We start from the raw sequence: 16,915 nt of genomic DNA on the forward strand, positions 1-16,915 counted from the left end.
TCATCGACAGAGGTCCACGCGACGATGGTGATCGCCAGCAGGAGATAAAGGAAAAAAAGACGGATCGCGATTTTCATTATTTAAAGCTCTGTGCAATAAAGCGAATCATAGGAACCCAGGCCAGTTCGGAAGGGTGCAAACGATCCCAGTTCCAGCCATTCTGATAAGGCATGGCGTACATATCTAAATACGGGATCTGGTTCTTTTCCAGAATGGTTTTAATTTGCTTATCCACCGGGCGGAAGGTATCGGTGTTGTAAAGCGCCCAGGGGTTAACCGGGTCGACGATAGCAATCACCTGCACGTGGTGTTCTTTAAGCAGCTGGACGGTTTTACTGAAGGCGGCGATTTGCGCAGGCACGACCGGCGTGTCATCCCACTGCTGCCGCGTACCGTCCTCCTCGTAAATCGTTTTGTCCATCCACAGGGTGGCCGCGCTCTGCTGGCGTTTTTTATTTAACTCGCGGGCATTCGCCAGCTCTTTATCCCAGTCAGGGGCAATGTGGGTGGTCGGCTGTGGCGGCCACGGCTGTTCCGTCCGGGGCGTGACGTGAAGCAGCGCCAGCCAGTCGTTTTTTATCAGGGTGCAGACGTTGGCAAACTGGAAACTCACCTCGTCCCATATCAGATCGGGGTGCCAGCCAAAGACACGCATTTGGCCAAAGGTTAAATGGCTTATTTCTTTACTCTCAATATGTTTTAAATAATTAACCAATATTGGGCGTGCCTGCTGATCCTTCATCAAAGGATTAAAAACAGAACCCGGGAAATTATCGGCATAGATAGCGGGAGGCAGGCCTTTTGAGTAAAAGCTGTCAGGTGCCAGCAGCAAAACAACTTTACTGTTTGCGTTAAGGCTATTTTTAAAACGTGAGAACAGTAAAAACTGCGTTTCGTCATCGACAAACGCATCGCCATACGCCACGACGGGTTTGTGCAATTGCTTATTAAAGTAATTATAGACAGCGTAATGTTCATCTTCTGACGTCGCAACTTCAGACGCACCAATGAAGAAAATTGCATTCCCTTCTAAGGCATGAGAAATAGTGGCAATTTTTTCCGCCTGTTCTTTAGGCGTGCCCGCCATTGATTTAATCAGCGGCTGGAAGGTAAGCGGCGGATCGAAGCTCGCCACCAGCGGGTGAAGACAAAGAAACAAAATGGCCAGAAACGCCATCAGAAAATGTAAGCAAAGCGTATTTTTGATTTTCATCATCAACCAGTAACACTGCATGGCAGTAATGTCTTAAATCTGCGGAAATTCAGATTAATAACAATTACACAACAAATGGCCGTCTATTTTTGTGGCATTCTATACCAGAGCGATTTAAAAGGATGAGCGTTGCTGTGTTACGGTATGTACAAGGTCGCGGAGAGTGAGGGGATGTCAGCGTTTGGGTGACTTTTTGCGCAGTCAAACGCCCGTGGGGAAAAATCGAAAAATTCCTGCTTTACAAGGCGCTAATAGATGTTTATAGTGCGCCTCACTTTGGAAGCGTGGCCGAGCGGTTGAAGGCACCGGTCTTGAAAACCGGCGACCCGAAAGGGTTCTAGAGTTCGAATCTCTACGCTTCCGCCAAATTTGAAAACCCTGCGATAGCAATATCGCAGGGTTTTTTCGTTTTACAGCCCAATCACCAGCTCCCCGGAATAGCTTCGCGAACAGCACAGCGCCACCTGCTGGTCCGTTGCGCCTTTTTCCGCCTCCGACTGCACGCTATCCCGGTGATCCACCACGCCGTCAATCACCGGCGTCAGGCAGGCGCCGCAGATCCCCATCTCACAGGAAAGCGGGACCGCCACGCCATTTTCCTGCAGCACCTGGGCGATGGTTTTATCCGCAGGCACCGGCCAGCGCTCCCCGGTGGAGGCCAGTTTGACCGTGAAGATCTCCCCGGCTTCACCGCCTGCGTCGGGCGCTGCGGGCTGAAACGCCTCGCTGTGAAGATGGGCGTCATCCCATCCCTTTGCCGCCGCCACCTCACGCACTTTTTCCATAAAACCTGCCGGACCACAGACCCAGGCGTGAAGGCCCGATTCGGCCACCGGGAGATGTGCCGCCAGCACTGTGCGCGGGCTGGTGGTATGAATGAGGCACCAACCGAGCCGGGAGAGTTCGCGCTCAAACGCCGCGCTTTCCCGGTTTCTGACGTAATAATGCAGCGTGAACGGCGTTCCGGTCGCCTTCAGCTGCAGGGCCATCGCATACAGCGGCGTAATGCCAATCCCCGCCGCCAGGAGCAAAACCCGCTCTGCCTGCTGCAGCGGAAACAGGTTGCGCGGAGCCGATATCATCAGCTTCTGCCCGGGACGCAGCGTCTCGTGAACGTAGCGCGACCCGCCGCGCGAGGCGGTTTCACGCCCCACGCAAATAAGATAGCTCTCGTCCCCACATGCTCCGGTCAGGGAATACGGGCGCACCACGCCGCAGGGCAGGTGGACATCAACGTGCGCCCCGGGCTGCCACGCCGGCAGCGCGTCGCCGTTATCAGCCACCAGCCTGACGGCGAGGCTTTTGTCGCCCTCGCGCCACAGCCCGTCAACAATTACGCTCAGCATATTGGCCTCCGTCATACCAGGAAAAACTCGCCAAAGCCCATTTTCTTCAGCCCCCGACGGTAGGCAATCGAGCTTTTATCCGCGGGGATATGCGCTTCCAGCGTCAGGTCCAGCGGCAGGTTTTCCGGGCGCTGGGTTTCCACCATCAGGCGATCCTCTTCAAAAATCCGCAGGTTGAAGGCATGTACATCCTCCACCGGAATATGCAGGTCAAAATTGCGGGCAATAGGGGCGAACATGCGGGTCACGCGCGATGACACCGGCGACGCGGCGTTCATGATCACCAGCCGCGATTCACCCGGGAAATGAATCGTCAGGGTGGCGGTGAACGGCAGGTGCATTTCAAAATGGCGCAGCCACTGGAACCCTTCCGGAGCCTGCACGGGGGAACTGGCGGGATAGTTGCTCACGGCGCTCCAGTAATCCGCCACGAAGCCGAACGGCGTCTCCTGTGGCTGATATGCAGGCACAAGCTGATTATTGGGGTCGGCAAAGGTTTCGGTGTGGATCCACGCAAAGTGCGCCACGTCCAGAAAACCCTCTACCTGACGTCCGGCGAAGCCGTTCACCTCAAACGCCGGGCAGTTAATCTGCTGAAATCCGTCGTCATCCCAGTGCGGCATGGCGGGCAGCGGCGCGGGGTTATCCGGATCAAAGGCCAGGCAGGTCCAGATCAGCCCGAACCGCTCTTCGACCGCGTAGTTAATCAGGTTCAGCTTCGCCGGAACGGGCTGGTCGGGGCTGGAGGGAATGCGGTTGCAGCGACCGTCCTCCCCAAAGCGTAAGCCATGATAGGGGCAGATAATCCCGTGCTCGTCGTGAAAGCCGAGCGTCAGCGGCACGCCGCGGTGCGGGCACACGTCACGGGCAACCACGACCTGGTCGTTAATCCGGTAAATCACCAGCTGCTCATCCAGCAGCGTCGCTTTGACCGGCGCCGGACCGACGTCGCAGGCGCGCGCGACCGGATGCCAGCATTTCGCCAGACGCAGCCAGTCCTCTGGCTCAAACGTACAGTGGGCGGGTGGGGTCGGTTCTCTTTTCATCATTGTCCCTCTTGCGTTCAGCCTAACGGGCCGCCCTGAATGGTCTCGCACAGACCGTTGATGATGCGCTCTCCGGTCTCCTCTTTGAGCTCCTGATACCAGGCCTGCGTCAACGCCATATCTTTGCCGTGGGTGACGTCGCAGCGCTTGCGCGCCTTCAGCACCAGGTCGCGTACGCGGTCGCAGCGCAGCGCCTCGTACTGCCGCAGCGCCAGCGTGATGTTGTGGTTTTCACGCAGGCATTCCCCCAGCACCACGGCATCTTCCATCGCCGCGCAGCCGCCCTGGCCGATATCCGGCGTGGTGCTGTGCCCGGCATCGCCCAGCAGCGCGACGTTGCCGCGCACCAGGCTGTCGAACGGCTCAATGTCGTGGATTTCAATCCGATTGGTCGTTTCAGGATCCAGCGCCGCGATAAGCTTTTGCACCGGCGGCGCCCAGCCGCGGAAGTAGCCCGTGAGATCGGCGCGCAGGGTGGTGCGATCCTCCGCCAGGCCTGCGGGCAGCGGCACGTCAAAAAAGAAATAGAAGCGTCCGCCGGAGACGGGCATCAGCGACACGCGTTTGCCTTCGCCAACGAAGGTGGTCCACTGGTGAGCCGGGGCGATCTCTTCGTCAATCTTCACCAGCCCGTTCCAGTTCACATAGCCCGCGTAGCGGCGCTCCGGGGTGTATCCCAGCACGTACGGGCGAACCGCCGAGTGGCTGCCGTCGGCGGCAATCAGGAAATCCCCGGCGGCGGTGGTGCCATCGGTGAAGGTCACGCTCACGCCCGCGTCGTCTCCATGGACGCCTTCGACGCGCTTGCCGAACTGCACCTTGTCGCGACCCCAGAAGTCCAGCATTTCGCGCTGAAGCTCAGCGCGCGAGACGGGGCAGGGGCGGCCGCCGGTACGCTCAACCAGCGGGGCAAGGCTAAAGCGGGTCAGGGTATCGCCGCGCCGGTAATCCTTGTAGGCCATAAAACGCATCGGCCCGCCCCAGGTCTCGATGATGTCGCCCATGCCGAGGTGCTGCATGCATTTCACGCCGTTAGGCCAGATGGAGATGGCCGCCCCGACGGGCCTGATCTCCTTTACGGCTTCAAACACGGTACAGTCGATGCCCGCTTTCTTCAGCGCGACGGCGGCGCTCAGGCCGCCAATACCCGCGCCAATAACGATTGCTTTCATGCTTCTCTCCTTTTGCAGGGTGTAAAGACAGTCAGCAATTTGCGTACCAGGCTGCAGCATGGCGAAAACGGCGTTGTAAGGGAGACGTTTGCACTGCTAAGGTGCGTAAACGCGGTGAGCGTGCCTTTTTATGAATCAAAAATTTCCTGGTCGACCTTGTGGAATCGACTGTTTCACGCCTGTGCTCAGGGTGGCGTGGTTTGTGCAATAGCCTGGAGAAGGACAATAAAGGAGACACTATGATCGCACTGCACGACTTCAATCATCTTCCCCATGAACAGGCGTTAGCGCTGATTCACCCCTGCGTGGCGCTTCCCCGCTGGGCCGATGCGCTGGTTCACGGGCGGCCTTACGCCAGCCGGGACGAATTGTTCAGTACGGCGAAATCGCTGATGCAAAACTGGGACGAAGCGGCGCTGGCGCAAGCCCTGAGCGCCCATCCGCGCATCGGGGAAAAACCAGCGGGTTCAGCGGCGGAGGCGGCGCTGTCGCGCCAGGAGCAGGGGGCGGTGAATGACCGCGATGATGCTCTTGCCCGGGCGCTGCGTGAAGGCAACGCCCGCTACGAAGCCCGCTTTGGACGCGTCTTTCTGATCCGCGCGAAGGGCCGCAGCGGCGAGGAGATATTACAGGCCCTGCACGCGCGGCTGGAGAACAGCGACGCGCAGGAAATCCGTGCCGCGCTGGAACAGCTGCGGGAAATTACGCTGCTGCGCCTGGAAGGAGTCATCCACGAATGAGCACACTCAGCACCCATATTCTCGATATTTCGACGGGCAAGCCCGCGGAGGGCGTGACGGTTCATCTGCAACAGGACGGGAAGACGCTCGCCACGGGCGTGACCAACGCCCAGGGGCGCATCGCCGCGTTTGTCCCCTCTTTGCCCGCGGGCCGCTATCGGCTGGTGGCGGAGATCGGGGCGTGGTTTAGCGATACCGGCCGGAAGACGATCTATCCCTGCGCGCACATTGAGTTTGTCACGGGAGAAACGGCAGACGAACACTTCCATCTGCCGTTTGTGATTGCCCCCGGCGGGTGGTCAACCTACCGGGGCAGCTGACCATACCCGCTCGCCGTTGACCCAGGTCTCGCTGATGTTGCGCTCGTCGCCCAGGGTCATCAGCACGAAAAGCTGCTCGTAGATATCCTGACAGCGCCGATTGCGCAGGCGCTGCAGCGGCGTGACGTTGGGGTCGATAACCACAAAATCCGCCTCTTTGCCTGCCGCGAAGTTACCAATCTTATCGTCCAGCCGGAGGGCGTGCGCGCCGCCCAGCGTGGCGTGATAAAACGCCTCGCTGGCGCGCAGGCGATAGCTCTGAAGCTGGCCGACCTTGTAGGCCTCTCCCAGGGTGCGCAGCATGCTGAAGGTGGTGCCCGCGCCGACGTCGGTGCCGATGCCCATCCGCACCCTGTGCTGCCAGCAGGCGGGCAGGCGAAACAGCCCGCTGCCGAGAAACAGGTTTGAGGTGGGACAAAACGCCACCGCCGAGCCGGTGTCATGCAGACACTGCCACTCGCTGTGGTGCAAATGGATCGCGTGGGCAAACACGCTGCGCTCGCCGGTCAGGCCGTAGTGGTGATACACGTCGAGATAGCGTTCATGCTCCGGCCAGAGATCGCTCACCCAGGCCACTTCGTTGGGGTTTTCGCTCAGGTGGGTCTGCAGCCAGGTGTCCGGGAACTCCTCTCTGAGCAGGCTGACCGCCGCAAGCAGCTCGGGTGATGAGGTCGGGGCAAAGCGCGGCGTTATCGCATAGCCCAGCCGCCCACGGTGATGCCAGCGCTGGATCAGCGCCCGCGTCTGCCGGTAGCTCTGTTTTGCGTCTTCGCTCAGGTAGTCCGGCGCGTGCCTGTCCATCATCACCTTTCCGGCGATAAGGCGCATGTTGAGGCGCAGGGCCTCGGTAAACAGCGCCTCGACCGATTGCGGATGCAGCGTGCAAAACACCAGCGCGGTGGTGGTGCCGTTGCTCACCAGCTGCTGTATGAAAAATTCGGCGATCTCTTTCGCGTAGGCCTCATCGGCAAACTGGCTCTCCACCGGGAAGGTGTAGGTGGTCAGCCACTCCAGCAGCTGTTCGCCAAAGGCGCCGATCATCTCCGTTTGCGGGTAATGGACGTGGGTGTCGACAAAGCCGGGCAGCAGCAGCCTGCCGCGCAGGTCGGTGTAGCCCTTGTGGGGGTCAAGATACTGCTCGCCCTCCTGCCACGGCATCTGCGCCAGAATTTTTCCGTTCCGGATAAACAGCAGGCCGTCCTCAAGGTAGCGCGCGTGCCGGGCAATGGCGTCTGCGCTGTCGCAGACCCGGGCAATATCAAAAAATGCACCGCGTATCGCAGTCTGGTATTCCATCATGGTTCCTGCCTTCGTGTTTGCGTAGCGGGGTGGGAAAGCTCAGCAAGAACGGTGCCAGAATGAACGGGCCGCAGATACGCTGCGGCCAGAGGGGAGGGGTTACTCTTTTTGCGTCGCCACGCGGGAGCCAAACGACGTCGCGCCTGCCGTCTCGCGCTCTTCCCGCGCCAGCCAGCGGTAGGTGACGCCGCCGAGGAAGACGCCAATAAACCAGCTGAAGTTTGCCACCTCATGCAGGGCCGGGATAAAGCTGATGACCAGGCCCACGGCAACGGACGGGATCAGCGCGCCAATGGCTTTCGGGTTAAAGCCGTTGCGGTACCAGTATTTGCCCTTTGGCGTGTCGTCGAACAGATCGTCAACCGACACCTTGCCGCGTTTAATCAGGTAGAAATCGGCGATCAGGATGCCGAACAGCGGGCCGATAAACGCCCCGAGCACGTCCAGGGTGTAGTGGATAAGCTCCGGCGAGTTGAACAGGTTCCACGGGGTAAGCAGGATCGAGCCGACGGCGGCAATCATGCCCCCGGTGCGGAAGCTGATCTTCTGCGGCGAGCAGTTAGAGAAATCAAACGCCGGGGAGACGAAGTTCGCGACGATGTTGATCCCGATGGTAGCGGTGATCATCGTCAGCAGGCCAATCGCCACGGCCAGATCGTTGCCCACGCGGCTGACGGTTTCGATCGGATCGGTGATCATGCGGCCAAACAGCGACTGGGTGCCGGAGACAATCACCACGGTGACGATGGAGAACAGCAGGAAGTTAAACGGCAGCCCCCAGCGGTTGCCGCGGCGGATCTCACCCATGCTTTTGCCGTAGCGGGAGAAGTCCCCAAAGTTGAGCAGCGGGCCGGAGAAGTAGGAGACCACCAGCGCCGTGGCGGTGATCATCTGCCAGGTCTGCTCGCCCGCGCTCAGGGATTTGCTGGCGAGGGTAAAGGAGATGCCGTCAAAACCGGTCTTGTATACAATCCAGCCGGCAAGGGCCAGCATTACCACATAGACCGCCGGACCGGCGATATCAATAAAGCGCTTGATGGCGCTCATGCCGTGCCAGAAGACCATCGCCTGCAGGACCCACATAATGGCAAAGCAGATCCAACCCAGATGCGACAGGCCCAGGAATGCGCCGGTAGTGAGTGAAGAGAGCGATGGCCAGAACTTCAGCGCCACCAGCATCAGGGCGTTGGCGGCGAGATAGGTCTGAATCCCGTACCACGCGAAGGCAATCAGCCCGCGGATCACCGCCGGGATATTGGCCCCGAACACGCCGAACGCCTGTCGGCTGATCACCGCATAGGGCACGCCCGCCATCTGGCTCGGTTTGGCCACCAGGTTGGCGCACAGCTGCACGATGCAAATCCCCACCAGCAGGCAGAGCAGCACCTGCCAGCTTGCCAGCCCGAGCGTAAAGAAGCTCGCGGCGACCACATAACCCCCCATGCTGTGAACGTCCGACATCCAGAACGAAAAGATGTTGTACCAGCTCCAGTTCTGGTCACGCGTCGGTGCCAGATCCTCATTGCAAAGACGTGGGCTGTAAACCGCACCGGAATCAGCGGCCGTACCCTGCTGCGCGTTTTGACTGTTTGGCATGAAACCTGCTCCTGTGAATGAAAACCCGTTGAGTGGGAGTGCAAACGGTGTTGCAGGATCCAGGCCAAAATAATAAATCTTGTATGCAATATTTTATTTTTATGTATACGATTCGATAACGGAAAGTAAATTCGGAGTGGTGAATGAACAACATAAACGCCCTGCAGACCGCGCCAGACCAGCATGACAAAGACGAAACCATCTTCCAGGCGCTGATGACCGCGATTGTCGAACACCAGCTGCTGCCGGGGAGCAAATTGCCGGAAGAGGCGCTGGCCGAGGTGTTTGGCGTGAGCCGCACGGGCATCCGCAAGGTGCTTCAACGACTCGCCGCTGTGCAAATGGTCACCCTGACGCCCAAGCGTGGTGCACACGTCGCCAGCCCGACGGTGGAAGAGGCGCGGCACATCTTCCGCACCCGCGCGCTTCTGGAGGTCGCTAACCTGCCGGACGTGCTGGCGCACTGCCAGCCGCCGCATCTTGCCGCGCTGGAGGCCATCATTCGCCAGGAGCAGCAGGCGCACGAGGCCTATGACGGCCCGGCGGCGATTCGCCACTCCGCCAATTTCCACATTCAGCTGCAGGCCATCTCCGGCAACCAGGTGCTCACGGAGATGGTGACCGGCCTGAGCCAGCGTTCTTCGCTGGTGATCGCCACCTGGGGCGCGCCGTGGCGTCAGGGATGCCGCTGCAACGATCATGAACAGCTGGTGGATCTGCTGCGCCAGAAGGCGCTTGAGCCACTAAGCGATGCTCTCATGCACCATTTTGAACATATCGTCGCCAGCCTCTGCTTCGAGCGGGCGGGCGAGTGCCTGCCTGATTTTGCCCGGCTGTTTGCCGGCCACAAGGAGTCGTAATGTCTGTCTGTATACAAGTGATCAACCCCAACACCAGCCTCGCCATGACGGAAACCATCGGCGCGGCGGCCCGCGCGGTGGCGGCGCCGGGGACGGAGATCCTCGCGGTCTGCCCGAGCGCGGGCGTGCCGTCCATAGAAGGCCACTTCGATGAGGCCATCGCCGCCGTCGGTGTCCTGGAACAGATCAAAAAAGGCAGGGAGCAGGGCGTGGATGGTCACGTCATCGCCTGCTTTGGCGATCCGGGCCTGCTGGCGGCGCGCGAGCTGGCGCAGGGGCCGGTAGTCGGCATCGCGGAAGCCGCCATGCATATGGCGACGCTGGTGGCGACGCGCTTTTCGGTAGTTACCACGCTGCCGCGCACGCTGATCATTGCCCGTCATCTGCTGCACCAGTATGGCTTTCAGGACCACTGCGCGGCGCTGCACGCTATCGATCTCCCGGTGCTGGCGCTGGAAGACGGCAGCGGACTGGCGCAGGAGAAAGTACGCGCGCGCTGTATACAGGCGCTGCAAGAGGATGGCTGCGGTGCCATCGTGCTGGGCTGCGGCGGCATGGCGACCCTGGCGCAGGAGCTGACCCGCGAGCTGCGCGTGCCGGTGATCGACGGCGTCAGCGCGGCGGTGAAGATGGTGGAATCGCTGGTGGCGCTGGGGCTGTCGACCAGCAAGCACGGGGATCTGGCGTTTCCGGAGAACAAAGCGTTAAGCGGGCATTTTCAGGCATTGAATCCATTTTAATTTTTGGGGGTGGCAATGGGGCTTTTCAAACAGGATTATCCGCGGGATCTGCGCGGCTACGCGGGCAACCCGCCGCACGCGCGGTGGCCGAATCAGGCGCGCATCGCCGTGCAGTTTGTGCTCAACTATGAAGAGGGGGCGGAAAACCACGTTCTGCACGGCGATGCCGGGTCCGAGCAGTTCCTGTCGGACATCATCGGCGCGGCCAGCTACCCGGACAAACACATGTCGATGGACTCCCTCTACGAATACGGCAGCCGCGCCGGGTTCTGGCGGATCCACAATGAATTTCAGAAACGCGGCCTGCCGCTGACGGTCTTTGGCGTGGCGATGGCGCTGGCGCGTCACCCGGAGATTGTTGAGGCGATCAAAGCGGCGGATTACGACGTGGTCAGCCACGGCTGGCGCTGGATCCACTATCAGAATATGGACATCAGCCAGGAGCGCGAACATCTGCACAAGGCGGTGCACGTTCTGACCGACCTGTTCGGCAAGCCGCCAACGGGCTGGTACACCGGGCGCGACAGCCCCAACACGCGTCAGCTGGTGGTGGAGCATGGCGGCTTCGACTACGACAGCGACTACTACGGCGACGACTTACCCTTCTGGACGGAAGTGGCCTGCAGCGACGGCACCCGTAAACCGCACCTGATCGTGCCGTATACGCTGGATGCGAACGACATGCGCTTTGCGACCGCGCAGGGATTTAACACCGCCGAGCAGTTTTATACGTATCTGAAGGACAGTTTTGACGTGCTGTACGAAGAGGGGGAAAGCGCGCCGAAGATGATGTCCATCGGCATGCACTGCCGCCTGCTCGGGCGACCGGGGCGTTTTCGCGCGCTGCAGCGGTTCCTGGATTACGTTGAGCAGCACGAGCGGGTGTGGGTCTGTACCCGCCAGCAGATTGCCGACCACTGGCGGGAGGTGCATCCGTTTCAGAAGTAAGTGTGCGATGTTTTGCCGGGTGGCGGCTGCGCCTTACCCGGCCTACAGGGCCCACAGGGCATACGGAACATCGTAGGCCCGGTAAGCGCAGCGCCACCGGGCAGGTTTTTCAGCGTTACACCATCAAACTCACCTGCGCCGCCACAATGCGCCACCCGTAGGCAAACCGCACCCACGTCTGCTGCTGGCGGCCAATGCGTTCCGTGCTCTCGCGGGTAAACTCGGTGCTGCATACGGCATAATCCTCCCCGAAGGTGGTGATGATGGTGTGCCGCAGCGTCCGCTGCAGCCCGGCGGCGGGGCGCGCCGCGCGAAAGGCGCGGATTTCATCGATCCCGTACAGGTTTTCCCCCGCCCCCAGCCGCACCGTGTTCTTGTCGTGCCAGAACAGCTCGTCCAGCACCGCAACGTTGTTGCTCACCAGCGCGTCCTCATAGCGGTAAAACGCGGCCGTCACCTCGGCAACCACCCACGGGAGGTTAATGTCATCGTGATTCATCATGCTGCTATCTCCGCCGGGCGGGCATCGGTGATGCCGCTCTCTTCCAGAACCCGCGCGACGCGCAGGCAGGCCTGCTCGTTAAACGGCGCGGCAATCAGCTGCAGGCCAATGGGCGCGCCCTGCGCGGTGCGCAGCGGAACGGTGGTCACGGGCAGGCCTAAAAACGAAATCGGCTGGGTCAGCATCCCCATGCTGGCGCGGATGGGAAGCGGCTGACCGTTAATCTCCATGGTTTGCTCGCCGATCCGCGTGGCGCTGCGCGGCGTTGCCGGGGCAATCAGCACGTCGGCCCGTGCAAACAGCGCGTGAAACGCCTGCCGTGCCTGCGCGCGAAACCGCTGGGCCTGAATGTACCAGGCGGAAGGGATCATCGCCCCGGCCAGCAGGCGTTCGCGGGAGTGCGGCTCAAAACGCTCGGGCTCCCGGCGAAGCGCGGGCAGGTACTGATTTCCCCCTTCGGAGGCGCTGATGATAAACGCCGCGGAACGCGCCAGCTCGGCGTCAGGAAACTGAAGCTCATCCTGCACGTCGAGCGCCTTCGCCACCCGCGCCACGGCGTCTCTGGCGTCCGCGTCGCACCAGGTGGTGAAGTAGCCGCCGAGCACCGCGCAGCGCAGGCCGTCAAGCCCGCGGTCAAGCAGGGGGCGCGTCTGTTCCCGCGAGCTCTCTGACTGAAAACCGTCGCTGGTGTCCCGGCCCTGCAGCGCGTCGTACACGGACGCCAGGTCGCATACGCGGCGCGCAAAGGGCCCGATATGATCCAGGCTCGCGACAAACGGATGGCTGCCGGAACGCGACAGGCGGCCAAAGGTGGGCTTCAGGCCGTAGATGCCGCACAGGGAGGCCGGAACGCGAATCGAGCCGTTGGTGTCGGTGCCGAGCGAAAAGTGCACCAGCCCGGCGGCCACCGCGGCGGCTGAACCGCCGGACGACCCGCCCGCAATGCGCGTCAGATCGTGCGGGTTACGCGTCGCGCCGTAGTGGCTGTTCTCGGTGGTAAAGCCGTAGGCGTAGGCGTCCATATTGACCATCCCGGTCAGCAGCCCGCCCGCGCTGCGCAGCTGGCGCACGGCGAAGCTGTCGGCGGCGGCAGCGGGGCGCTGGCTGAACAGCTCGGCCCCGGCGAGGGTGGTGTGACCGGCAACGTCGAACAGATTTTTTACCGCGTAGGGCACGCCCGCCAGCGGCGGCAGGGGGCGCTTCTCGCGGCGCAGGGTGTCGATGTTCTCGGCCTCGGCGAGCATGCGTGCTTCCGTCACGGTGGTCCAGGCATTGATCTGCGGATTAACGCGCGCAATCGCCTCCAGCGTCTGGCGGGCGATCTCGCGAGCGCTCAGCTCGCCCGCGCTCAGCGCCTGCTGGATCGCGCTGATACTCATCTCGTGTAGCGTCATGCTTTATACACTCCTGCGATCTCCAGACGGTCGTCGAGCGGCAGCGCCATCAGCGGGGCGGCCATGCTGGCTATGCGGCTGAACTGCAGCTGCAGCTCGGCCCGGCGGGCGTCATCCAGCGTCACGCCGAGTACGGATTCCATTTGCGCAAGATACGCCTGCCAGTCGGGTTGGTGTGTCGTCATTGTTTTCTCCTCAGAATCCGGCGGCCGCGCCGTTGCTGCGCGGGTCAAATGCCCCTTCAAACAGCCCGTTGGGGTGGCGAACAATGGCGCCCGCGTGGCCCATGGCTTCACTAAAGTCAGGGAATAGCTCCACCTCGTGACCGAGTGCCCGCAGGCGCGCGACCGTCTCGGGTGAAAAACGCCCTTCAAGCTTTAAGGTGTCTGAGGTTTGCCCCCAGGTGCGCCCCAGCAGCCAGCGTGGGCGGGTGATGCTCTCCTGCAGGGGGACGCCCTGGACAACGTAGCGGGTAAAGAGCGCGGCCTGGGTTTGCGGCTGTCCGTCGCCGCCCATCGAGCCGTAGACCATCACGCGACCGTCCTTCAGACGCGCCGCCGCCGGGTTCAGGGTGTGGAACGGCTGTTTGCCCGGCGCGAGGGCCAGAAGATGGGCGGGATCGAGGCTGAACGATGCGCCCCGGTTCTGCCAGACGATGCCGGTATCGGGCAGCACCACGCCGCTGCCGAACTCGTGATAAAGGCTCTGGATAAACGACACGGCAAGCCCGCTGCTGTCCATCACCCCCATCCACACCGTATCGCCGGGGCCTTTTCCGGTGCCCCACGGCGCCGCGCGACTGTCGTCAACCCTGTCGGCAAGGGCCTGCAGGGCGGCGGGATCCAGCAGTTTCTGAACATCGGTTTTCAGCGCGCGCGGGTCGGTGATGTGGGCATCGCGCAGGCCAAAGGCCAGCTTGGTGGCTTCCACGATGCGGTGCAGGGTGTCGGCGTCGTCGGCGTCCGCCATGTTCAGGCGGTCGGTGATGCCGAGTATCGCCAGCGAGACCAGCCCCTGCGTTGGCGGGGCGTGGTTAAAGATCTCTCCCTGCTGATGCTCCAGCTTCAGCGGCGTGGTGCGCCGGGCCGCGTGGGCGTTGAGATCGGCCAGCGTCACGGGGAGACCCAGCGTCTCCATGCCGTGCGCCAGTACGTTCGCCAGCGGGCCGCGATAAAAGCTGTCGAGACCCTCTTCCGCCAGACGCGTCAGGGTCGTGGCCATGGCGGGCTGGTAAAAGCGGCTCCCGACCTGCGGCGGCTTACCGTCCACCAGCCAGGTTTCCGCGAAGCCGGGGATGGCCTTCAGCTCGTCGAACTTGCTGGCCGTGGCGTGGGCCTGAGAGGCCGTGACCGGGGTGCCGTTCTGCGCATAGTCAATGGCGTCGGCCAGCAGGCGGGCCAGCGGCAGCGTTTTGCCGGTCATTTCGCGCGAGACCTTCAGCGCCTCGTCCCAACCGCTTACCGTGCCGGCGACGGTCAGCGCCGCCTGCGGTCCGCGATGGGGGATCTGCGTGAGCCCATCGTAGGCGGCCAGCGTCGCGCGCGATCCCGCCGCGCCGCTGGCGTCAATGGCGATGGGGTTGCCTTCCGGCGGCACGATAAGCCAGAAGCCATCGCCGCCCAGCCCGTTCATATGCGGGTAAACCACGGCGATGGTGGCCGCTGCCGCGACCATCGCCTCTATCGCGCTGCCGCCTTCGCGCAGCACCGCCAGCGCGCTCTGGCTGGCAAGATTGTGGGGCGCAACGGCCATGCCGTGCGTGGAGACATTACTTTGCATGAAGCGTCCTCGTAACCCTGAAAGTCACAAGGTGCTGCAAAAGCTGTTCCAGTTCTGAAAGAAAAGTTTCAGTAAACTGGCACGTATAATGAATACATACAAAAAAGGTACAATGTAATGAAACAAAAGTTACAGAGGCGCTATGGAACAGTTAGATGAACGTCTGAAAGCACAATACCCGTCGCTGTCGCCGCAGGAGCAGCGGGTGGCGGACTTTATATTCGACCATTTTGACGATCTGATTAGCTACAACAGCGCCGAGCTTGCGCAGCTGAGCGGGGTGTCGAAAGCCACGGTGAGCCGTCTGTTTAAGCGGCTGGGCTATGAGAAATATAAGGACATGCGCGACGAGCTGCGCACCCTGCGCCAGAGCGGAATGCCGCTCACCGATAACCGCGACGCGGTGCAGGGCAACACGCTGCTGGCGCGCCACTATAAGCAGGAGATGGCGAACCTGACCCAGTGGGTCAATGCCCTCGACGCGCAGCAGTTTGCCGACGCCATAGCCTGCATGGTCAGGGCGCGCCGCATCGTCATTATCGGCATGCGTAACGCCTATCCGGCGGCGCTGCACCTGCGCCAGCAGCTGCTGCAGGCGCGCGGTCAGGTGCTGGTTCTGCCGCAGCCGGGCCAGAGCCTGAGCGAGGAGCTGGTGGACTTAACGCCGGACGATCTGGTGGTGATGATGGCCTTTCGCCGTCGCCCGCGCATCATTCGCCCGCTGATGCAGCAGCTTCAGAGCAGCGGTATTCCGGTGCTGCTGATGTGCGAGCCGCAGGCCCACAGCCTGTTCCCGCTGGCGAGCTGGCGGCTCTGCACTCCGCTGGACAGCGTCTCCGCCTATGACAGCTATTCGTCGGTCAACAGTCTGATCAACCTGCTGGCGAACGCCTTCCTGCATGACATTCTCGATAAGGGCCGCCCGCGCATTCACGAGATTGCCTCCCTCTACCAGCAGCTGGACGAACTCGAACAGCGATAATGGGGCATCAGGCTGGTGCTTTGCATTAAAATGGTGCATAAGGGCGGGGCGAAAATGGAGAGCGTTTTCGCCCCGCCCGCGTTTTATCAGGCTTTAATAGAAAATTCCCCGCTTCGCCTTATCTGGCACATTAGTTGCAAAATCACCTTCAAAGAATCTTTTGTTTCATGTTAACGTTACGGGGAAGCACCATGAAAAAACTGTTAATTGCACTGGCCGGGGCCGCATGCCTCTTCACGCAGCTGCCGGCAAAGGCTGACCAGCTTCAGGATATTGAGAAGCGCGGCACCATCCGCATTGCCGTTCCGCAGGACTTCCCGCCGTTTGGCTCGGTGGGAACCGATCTGCAGCCGCAGGGCTACGACATCGACATGGCGCGCTATCTCGCTAAACAGATGAAGCTCAAGCTGCAGCTGGTGCCGGTGACCAGCGCCAACCGCGTGCCGTACCTGCAAACCGATAAGGTGGATCTGGTCATTTCCAGCCTCGGTAAAAACCCGGAGCGCGAGAAGGTAATCGACTTCAGCCGCGCCTACGCGCCGTTCTTCCTCGGCGTGTTTGGTCCGAAAGGGGCTGAACTGAAGGACGCCGCCGCGCTGAGCGGAAAAACCATCGGCGTGACGCGCGGGGCGGTGGAGGACATGGTGCTGACCGGCCTGGCGCCGAAAGACGCGGACGTGAAGCGCTACGAAGACAATAACACCACGCTCTCCGCCTACCTCTCTGGCCAGGTGCAGTACGTGGCAACAGGCAACCTCGTGGTGGCGGCCATTTCGCGCCAGAACGCGGATAAAGCCCCGGTCCCGAGCTTTATGCTGAAAGACTCGCCGTGCTTCATTGGCCTGAAGAAAAATGAACCGGCCCTGAAGGCAAAAGTGGACGCGCTGATTGAGCAGGGCATTAAAGACGGCACGCTGAATGGCCTGTCCGAGCAGTGGCTGAAGGCCCCGCTGCCGGCAAACCTTGGCGCCTGAGCCG

General features: G+C 61.4%; 16 protein-coding genes, 1 tRNA gene and 1 pseudogene. 8 read left to right on the forward strand and 10 right to left on the reverse strand.

Features of this window, described 5'->3' with window-relative positions:
- Positions 1 to 76: 76 nt before the first annotated feature.
- On the reverse strand, positions 77 to 1,213 hold the full coding sequence (locus AA74_RS0118225) for a D-alanyl-lipoteichoic acid biosynthesis protein DltD (protein ID WP_025912962.1): 1,137 nt from the start codon (positions 1,211 to 1,213) through the stop codon (positions 77 to 79).
- Between the two features lie 278 nt (positions 1,214 to 1,491).
- Between AA74_RS0118225 and AA74_RS0118230 the strand changes: the two genes are divergently transcribed.
- A tRNA-Ser gene (locus AA74_RS0118230) sits at positions 1,492 to 1,579 on the forward strand.
- A gap of 44 nt (positions 1,580 to 1,623) precedes the next feature.
- Here the strand turns inward: AA74_RS0118230 and AA74_RS0118235 are convergent.
- From AA74_RS0118235 to hpxO, 3 genes are read right to left on the reverse strand one after another with little or no spacing between them, the layout of a single operon-like run.
- Positions 1,624 to 2,559 (reverse strand): PDR/VanB family oxidoreductase, encoded by a 936-nt coding sequence (locus AA74_RS0118235; RefSeq protein ID WP_025912963.1) that lies wholly within the window; start codon positions 2,557 to 2,559, stop codon positions 1,624 to 1,626.
- A gap of 11 nt (positions 2,560 to 2,570) precedes the next feature.
- Positions 2,571 to 3,608: a molybdenum cofactor-independent xanthine hydroxylase subunit HpxD gene (gene hpxD / locus AA74_RS0118240; RefSeq protein WP_025912964.1), complete on the reverse strand. Its 1,038-nt coding sequence runs from the start codon at positions 3,606 to 3,608 to the stop codon at positions 2,571 to 2,573.
- A gap of 14 nt (positions 3,609 to 3,622) precedes the next feature.
- Complete coding sequence (gene hpxO / locus AA74_RS0118245; RefSeq protein WP_025912965.1) at positions 3,623 to 4,777, reverse strand: FAD-dependent urate hydroxylase HpxO; 1,155 nt, start codon at positions 4,775 to 4,777, stop codon at positions 3,623 to 3,625.
- 239 nt (positions 4,778 to 5,016) lie between these two features.
- On the opposite strand from hpxO, the gene uraD reads away from it, so the two are divergent.
- Together uraD and uraH are read left to right on the forward strand one after the other, a co-directional pair.
- Positions 5,017 to 5,517, forward strand: coding sequence for a 2-oxo-4-hydroxy-4-carboxy-5-ureidoimidazoline decarboxylase (gene uraD / locus AA74_RS0118250; protein WP_025912966.1), 501 nt, complete (start codon positions 5,017 to 5,019; stop codon positions 5,515 to 5,517).
- Positions 5,514 to 5,837, forward strand: a complete 324-nt coding sequence (gene uraH, locus AA74_RS0118255; RefSeq protein ID WP_008499857.1) for a hydroxyisourate hydrolase — start codon at positions 5,514 to 5,516, stop codon at positions 5,835 to 5,837. The genes uraD and uraH overlap by 4 nt, the downstream gene beginning before the upstream one ends.
- Here the strand turns inward: uraH and guaD are convergent.
- Positions 5,817 to 7,133: a guanine deaminase gene (gene guaD, locus AA74_RS0118260; RefSeq protein WP_008499856.1), complete on the reverse strand. Its 1,317-nt coding sequence runs from the start codon at positions 7,131 to 7,133 to the stop codon at positions 5,817 to 5,819. The two genes, uraH and guaD, sit on opposite strands and share 21 nt — an antisense overlap.
- A gap of 102 nt (positions 7,134 to 7,235) precedes the next feature.
- Complete coding sequence (locus tag AA74_RS0118265) at positions 7,236 to 8,732, reverse strand: NCS1 family nucleobase:cation symporter-1 (RefSeq protein WP_008499855.1); 1,497 nt, start codon at positions 8,730 to 8,732, stop codon at positions 7,236 to 7,238.
- A 143-nt stretch (positions 8,733 to 8,875) separates the two neighbouring features.
- On the opposite strand from AA74_RS0118265, the gene AA74_RS0118270 reads away from it, so the two are divergent.
- The 3 genes and pseudogenes from AA74_RS0118270 (at position 8,876) to puuE (ending at position 11,280) form a co-directional block, all read left to right on the forward strand.
- Positions 8,876 to 9,592: a GntR family transcriptional regulator gene (locus tag AA74_RS0118270; protein ID WP_025912968.1), complete on the forward strand. Its 717-nt coding sequence runs from the start codon at positions 8,876 to 8,878 to the stop codon at positions 9,590 to 9,592.
- Positions 9,592 to 10,463, forward strand: a pseudogene (gene hpxA, locus AA74_RS0118275) (allantoin racemase). Before AA74_RS0118270 ends, hpxA begins: the two are co-directional and overlap by 1 nt.
- Positions 10,348 to 11,280, forward strand: coding sequence for an allantoinase PuuE (gene puuE / locus AA74_RS0118280; protein WP_025912969.1), 933 nt, complete (start codon positions 10,348 to 10,350; stop codon positions 11,278 to 11,280). Before hpxA ends, puuE begins: the two are co-directional and overlap by 116 nt.
- 115 nt (positions 11,281 to 11,395) lie before the next feature.
- Here the strand turns inward: puuE and hpxZ are convergent, their stop codons facing one another.
- The 4 genes from hpxZ to hpxW are packed head-to-tail and all read right to left on the reverse strand — an operon-like array spanning position 11,396 to position 14,955.
- A complete protein-coding gene (gene hpxZ, locus AA74_RS0118285) occupies positions 11,396 to 11,782 on the reverse strand; it encodes an oxalurate catabolism protein HpxZ (protein ID WP_025912970.1) in 387 nt (128 codons plus the stop codon).
- Complete coding sequence (locus AA74_RS0118290) at positions 11,779 to 13,176, reverse strand: AtzE family amidohydrolase (protein WP_025912971.1); 1,398 nt, start codon at positions 13,174 to 13,176, stop codon at positions 11,779 to 11,781. Before AA74_RS0118290 ends, hpxZ begins: the two co-directional genes overlap by 4 nt.
- Positions 13,173 to 13,361 (reverse strand): oxalurate catabolism protein HpxX, encoded by a 189-nt coding sequence (gene hpxX / locus AA74_RS0118295; RefSeq protein ID WP_025912972.1) that lies wholly within the window; start codon positions 13,359 to 13,361, stop codon positions 13,173 to 13,175. The genes AA74_RS0118290 and hpxX overlap by 4 nt, the downstream gene beginning before the upstream one ends.
- Before the next feature lie 10 nt (positions 13,362 to 13,371).
- Positions 13,372 to 14,955 carry an oxamate amidohydrolase gene (gene hpxW / locus AA74_RS0118300; protein ID WP_025912973.1) on the reverse strand — a complete coding sequence of 528 codons (1,584 nt, stop codon included), beginning with the start codon at positions 14,953 to 14,955 and terminating at the stop codon, positions 13,372 to 13,374.
- A 142-nt stretch (positions 14,956 to 15,097) separates the two neighbouring features.
- Here hpxW and hpxU point away from each other — a divergent pair, with 142 nt between their 5' ends.
- Positions 15,098 to 15,937 (forward strand): MurR/RpiR family transcriptional regulator HpxU, encoded by an 840-nt coding sequence (gene hpxU / locus AA74_RS0118305; protein ID WP_025912974.1) that lies wholly within the window; start codon positions 15,098 to 15,100, stop codon positions 15,935 to 15,937.
- Between the two features lie 191 nt (positions 15,938 to 16,128).
- On the forward strand, positions 16,129 to 16,911 hold the full coding sequence (locus AA74_RS0118310) for a transporter substrate-binding domain-containing protein (protein ID WP_023311064.1): 783 nt from the start codon (positions 16,129 to 16,131) through the stop codon (positions 16,909 to 16,911).
- Positions 16,912 to 16,915: the final 4 nt, after the last annotated feature.

The sequence above is a fragment of the Enterobacter sp. 5-4 genome, assembly GCF_000612205.1.
Classification (GTDB): domain Bacteria; phylum Pseudomonadota; class Gammaproteobacteria; order Enterobacterales; family Enterobacteriaceae; genus Enterobacter; species Enterobacter roggenkampii.

Bases quoted from the DNA above. Each gene is read 5' to 3' on its own strand.
- AA74_RS0118290 (WP_025912971.1), bottom strand. From the start codon at position 13,176: ATGACGCTACACGAGATGAGTATCAGCGCGATCCAGCAGGCGCTGAGC.
- AA74_RS0118270 (WP_025912968.1), top strand. From the start codon at position 8,876: ATGAACAACATAAACGCCCTGCAGACCGCGCCAGACCAGCATGACAAA.
- AA74_RS0118235 (WP_025912963.1), bottom strand. From the start codon at position 2,559: ATGCTGAGCGTAATTGTTGACGGGCTGTGGCGCGAGGGCGACAAAAGC.
- AA74_RS0118225 (WP_025912962.1), bottom strand. From the start codon at position 1,213: ATGAAAATCAAAAATACGCTTTGCTTACATTTTCTGATGGCGTTTCTG.
- hpxU (WP_025912974.1), top strand. From the start codon at position 15,098: ATGGAACAGTTAGATGAACGTCTGAAAGCACAATACCCGTCGCTGTCG.
- hpxO (WP_025912965.1), bottom strand. From the start codon at position 4,777: ATGAAAGCAATCGTTATTGGCGCGGGTATTGGCGGCCTGAGCGCCGCC.
- AA74_RS0118265 (WP_008499855.1), bottom strand. From the start codon at position 8,732: ATGCCAAACAGTCAAAACGCGCAGCAGGGTACGGCCGCTGATTCCGGT.
- AA74_RS0118310 (WP_023311064.1), top strand. From the start codon at position 16,129: ATGAAAAAACTGTTAATTGCACTGGCCGGGGCCGCATGCCTCTTCACG.
- hpxW (WP_025912973.1), bottom strand. From the start codon at position 14,955: ATGCAAAGTAATGTCTCCACGCACGGCATGGCCGTTGCGCCCCACAAT.
- uraH (WP_008499857.1), top strand. From the start codon at position 5,514: ATGAGCACACTCAGCACCCATATTCTCGATATTTCGACGGGCAAGCCC.
- hpxZ (WP_025912970.1), bottom strand. From the start codon at position 11,782: ATGATGAATCACGATGACATTAACCTCCCGTGGGTGGTTGCCGAGGTG.
- uraD (WP_025912966.1), top strand. From the start codon at position 5,017: ATGATCGCACTGCACGACTTCAATCATCTTCCCCATGAACAGGCGTTA.
- hpxD (WP_025912964.1), bottom strand. From the start codon at position 3,608: ATGATGAAAAGAGAACCGACCCCACCCGCCCACTGTACGTTTGAGCCA.
- puuE (WP_025912969.1), top strand. From the start codon at position 10,348: ATGGGGCTTTTCAAACAGGATTATCCGCGGGATCTGCGCGGCTACGCG.
- hpxX (WP_025912972.1), bottom strand. From the start codon at position 13,361: ATGACGACACACCAACCCGACTGGCAGGCGTATCTTGCGCAAATGGAA.
- guaD (WP_008499856.1), bottom strand. From the start codon at position 7,133: ATGGAATACCAGACTGCGATACGCGGTGCATTTTTTGATATTGCCCGG.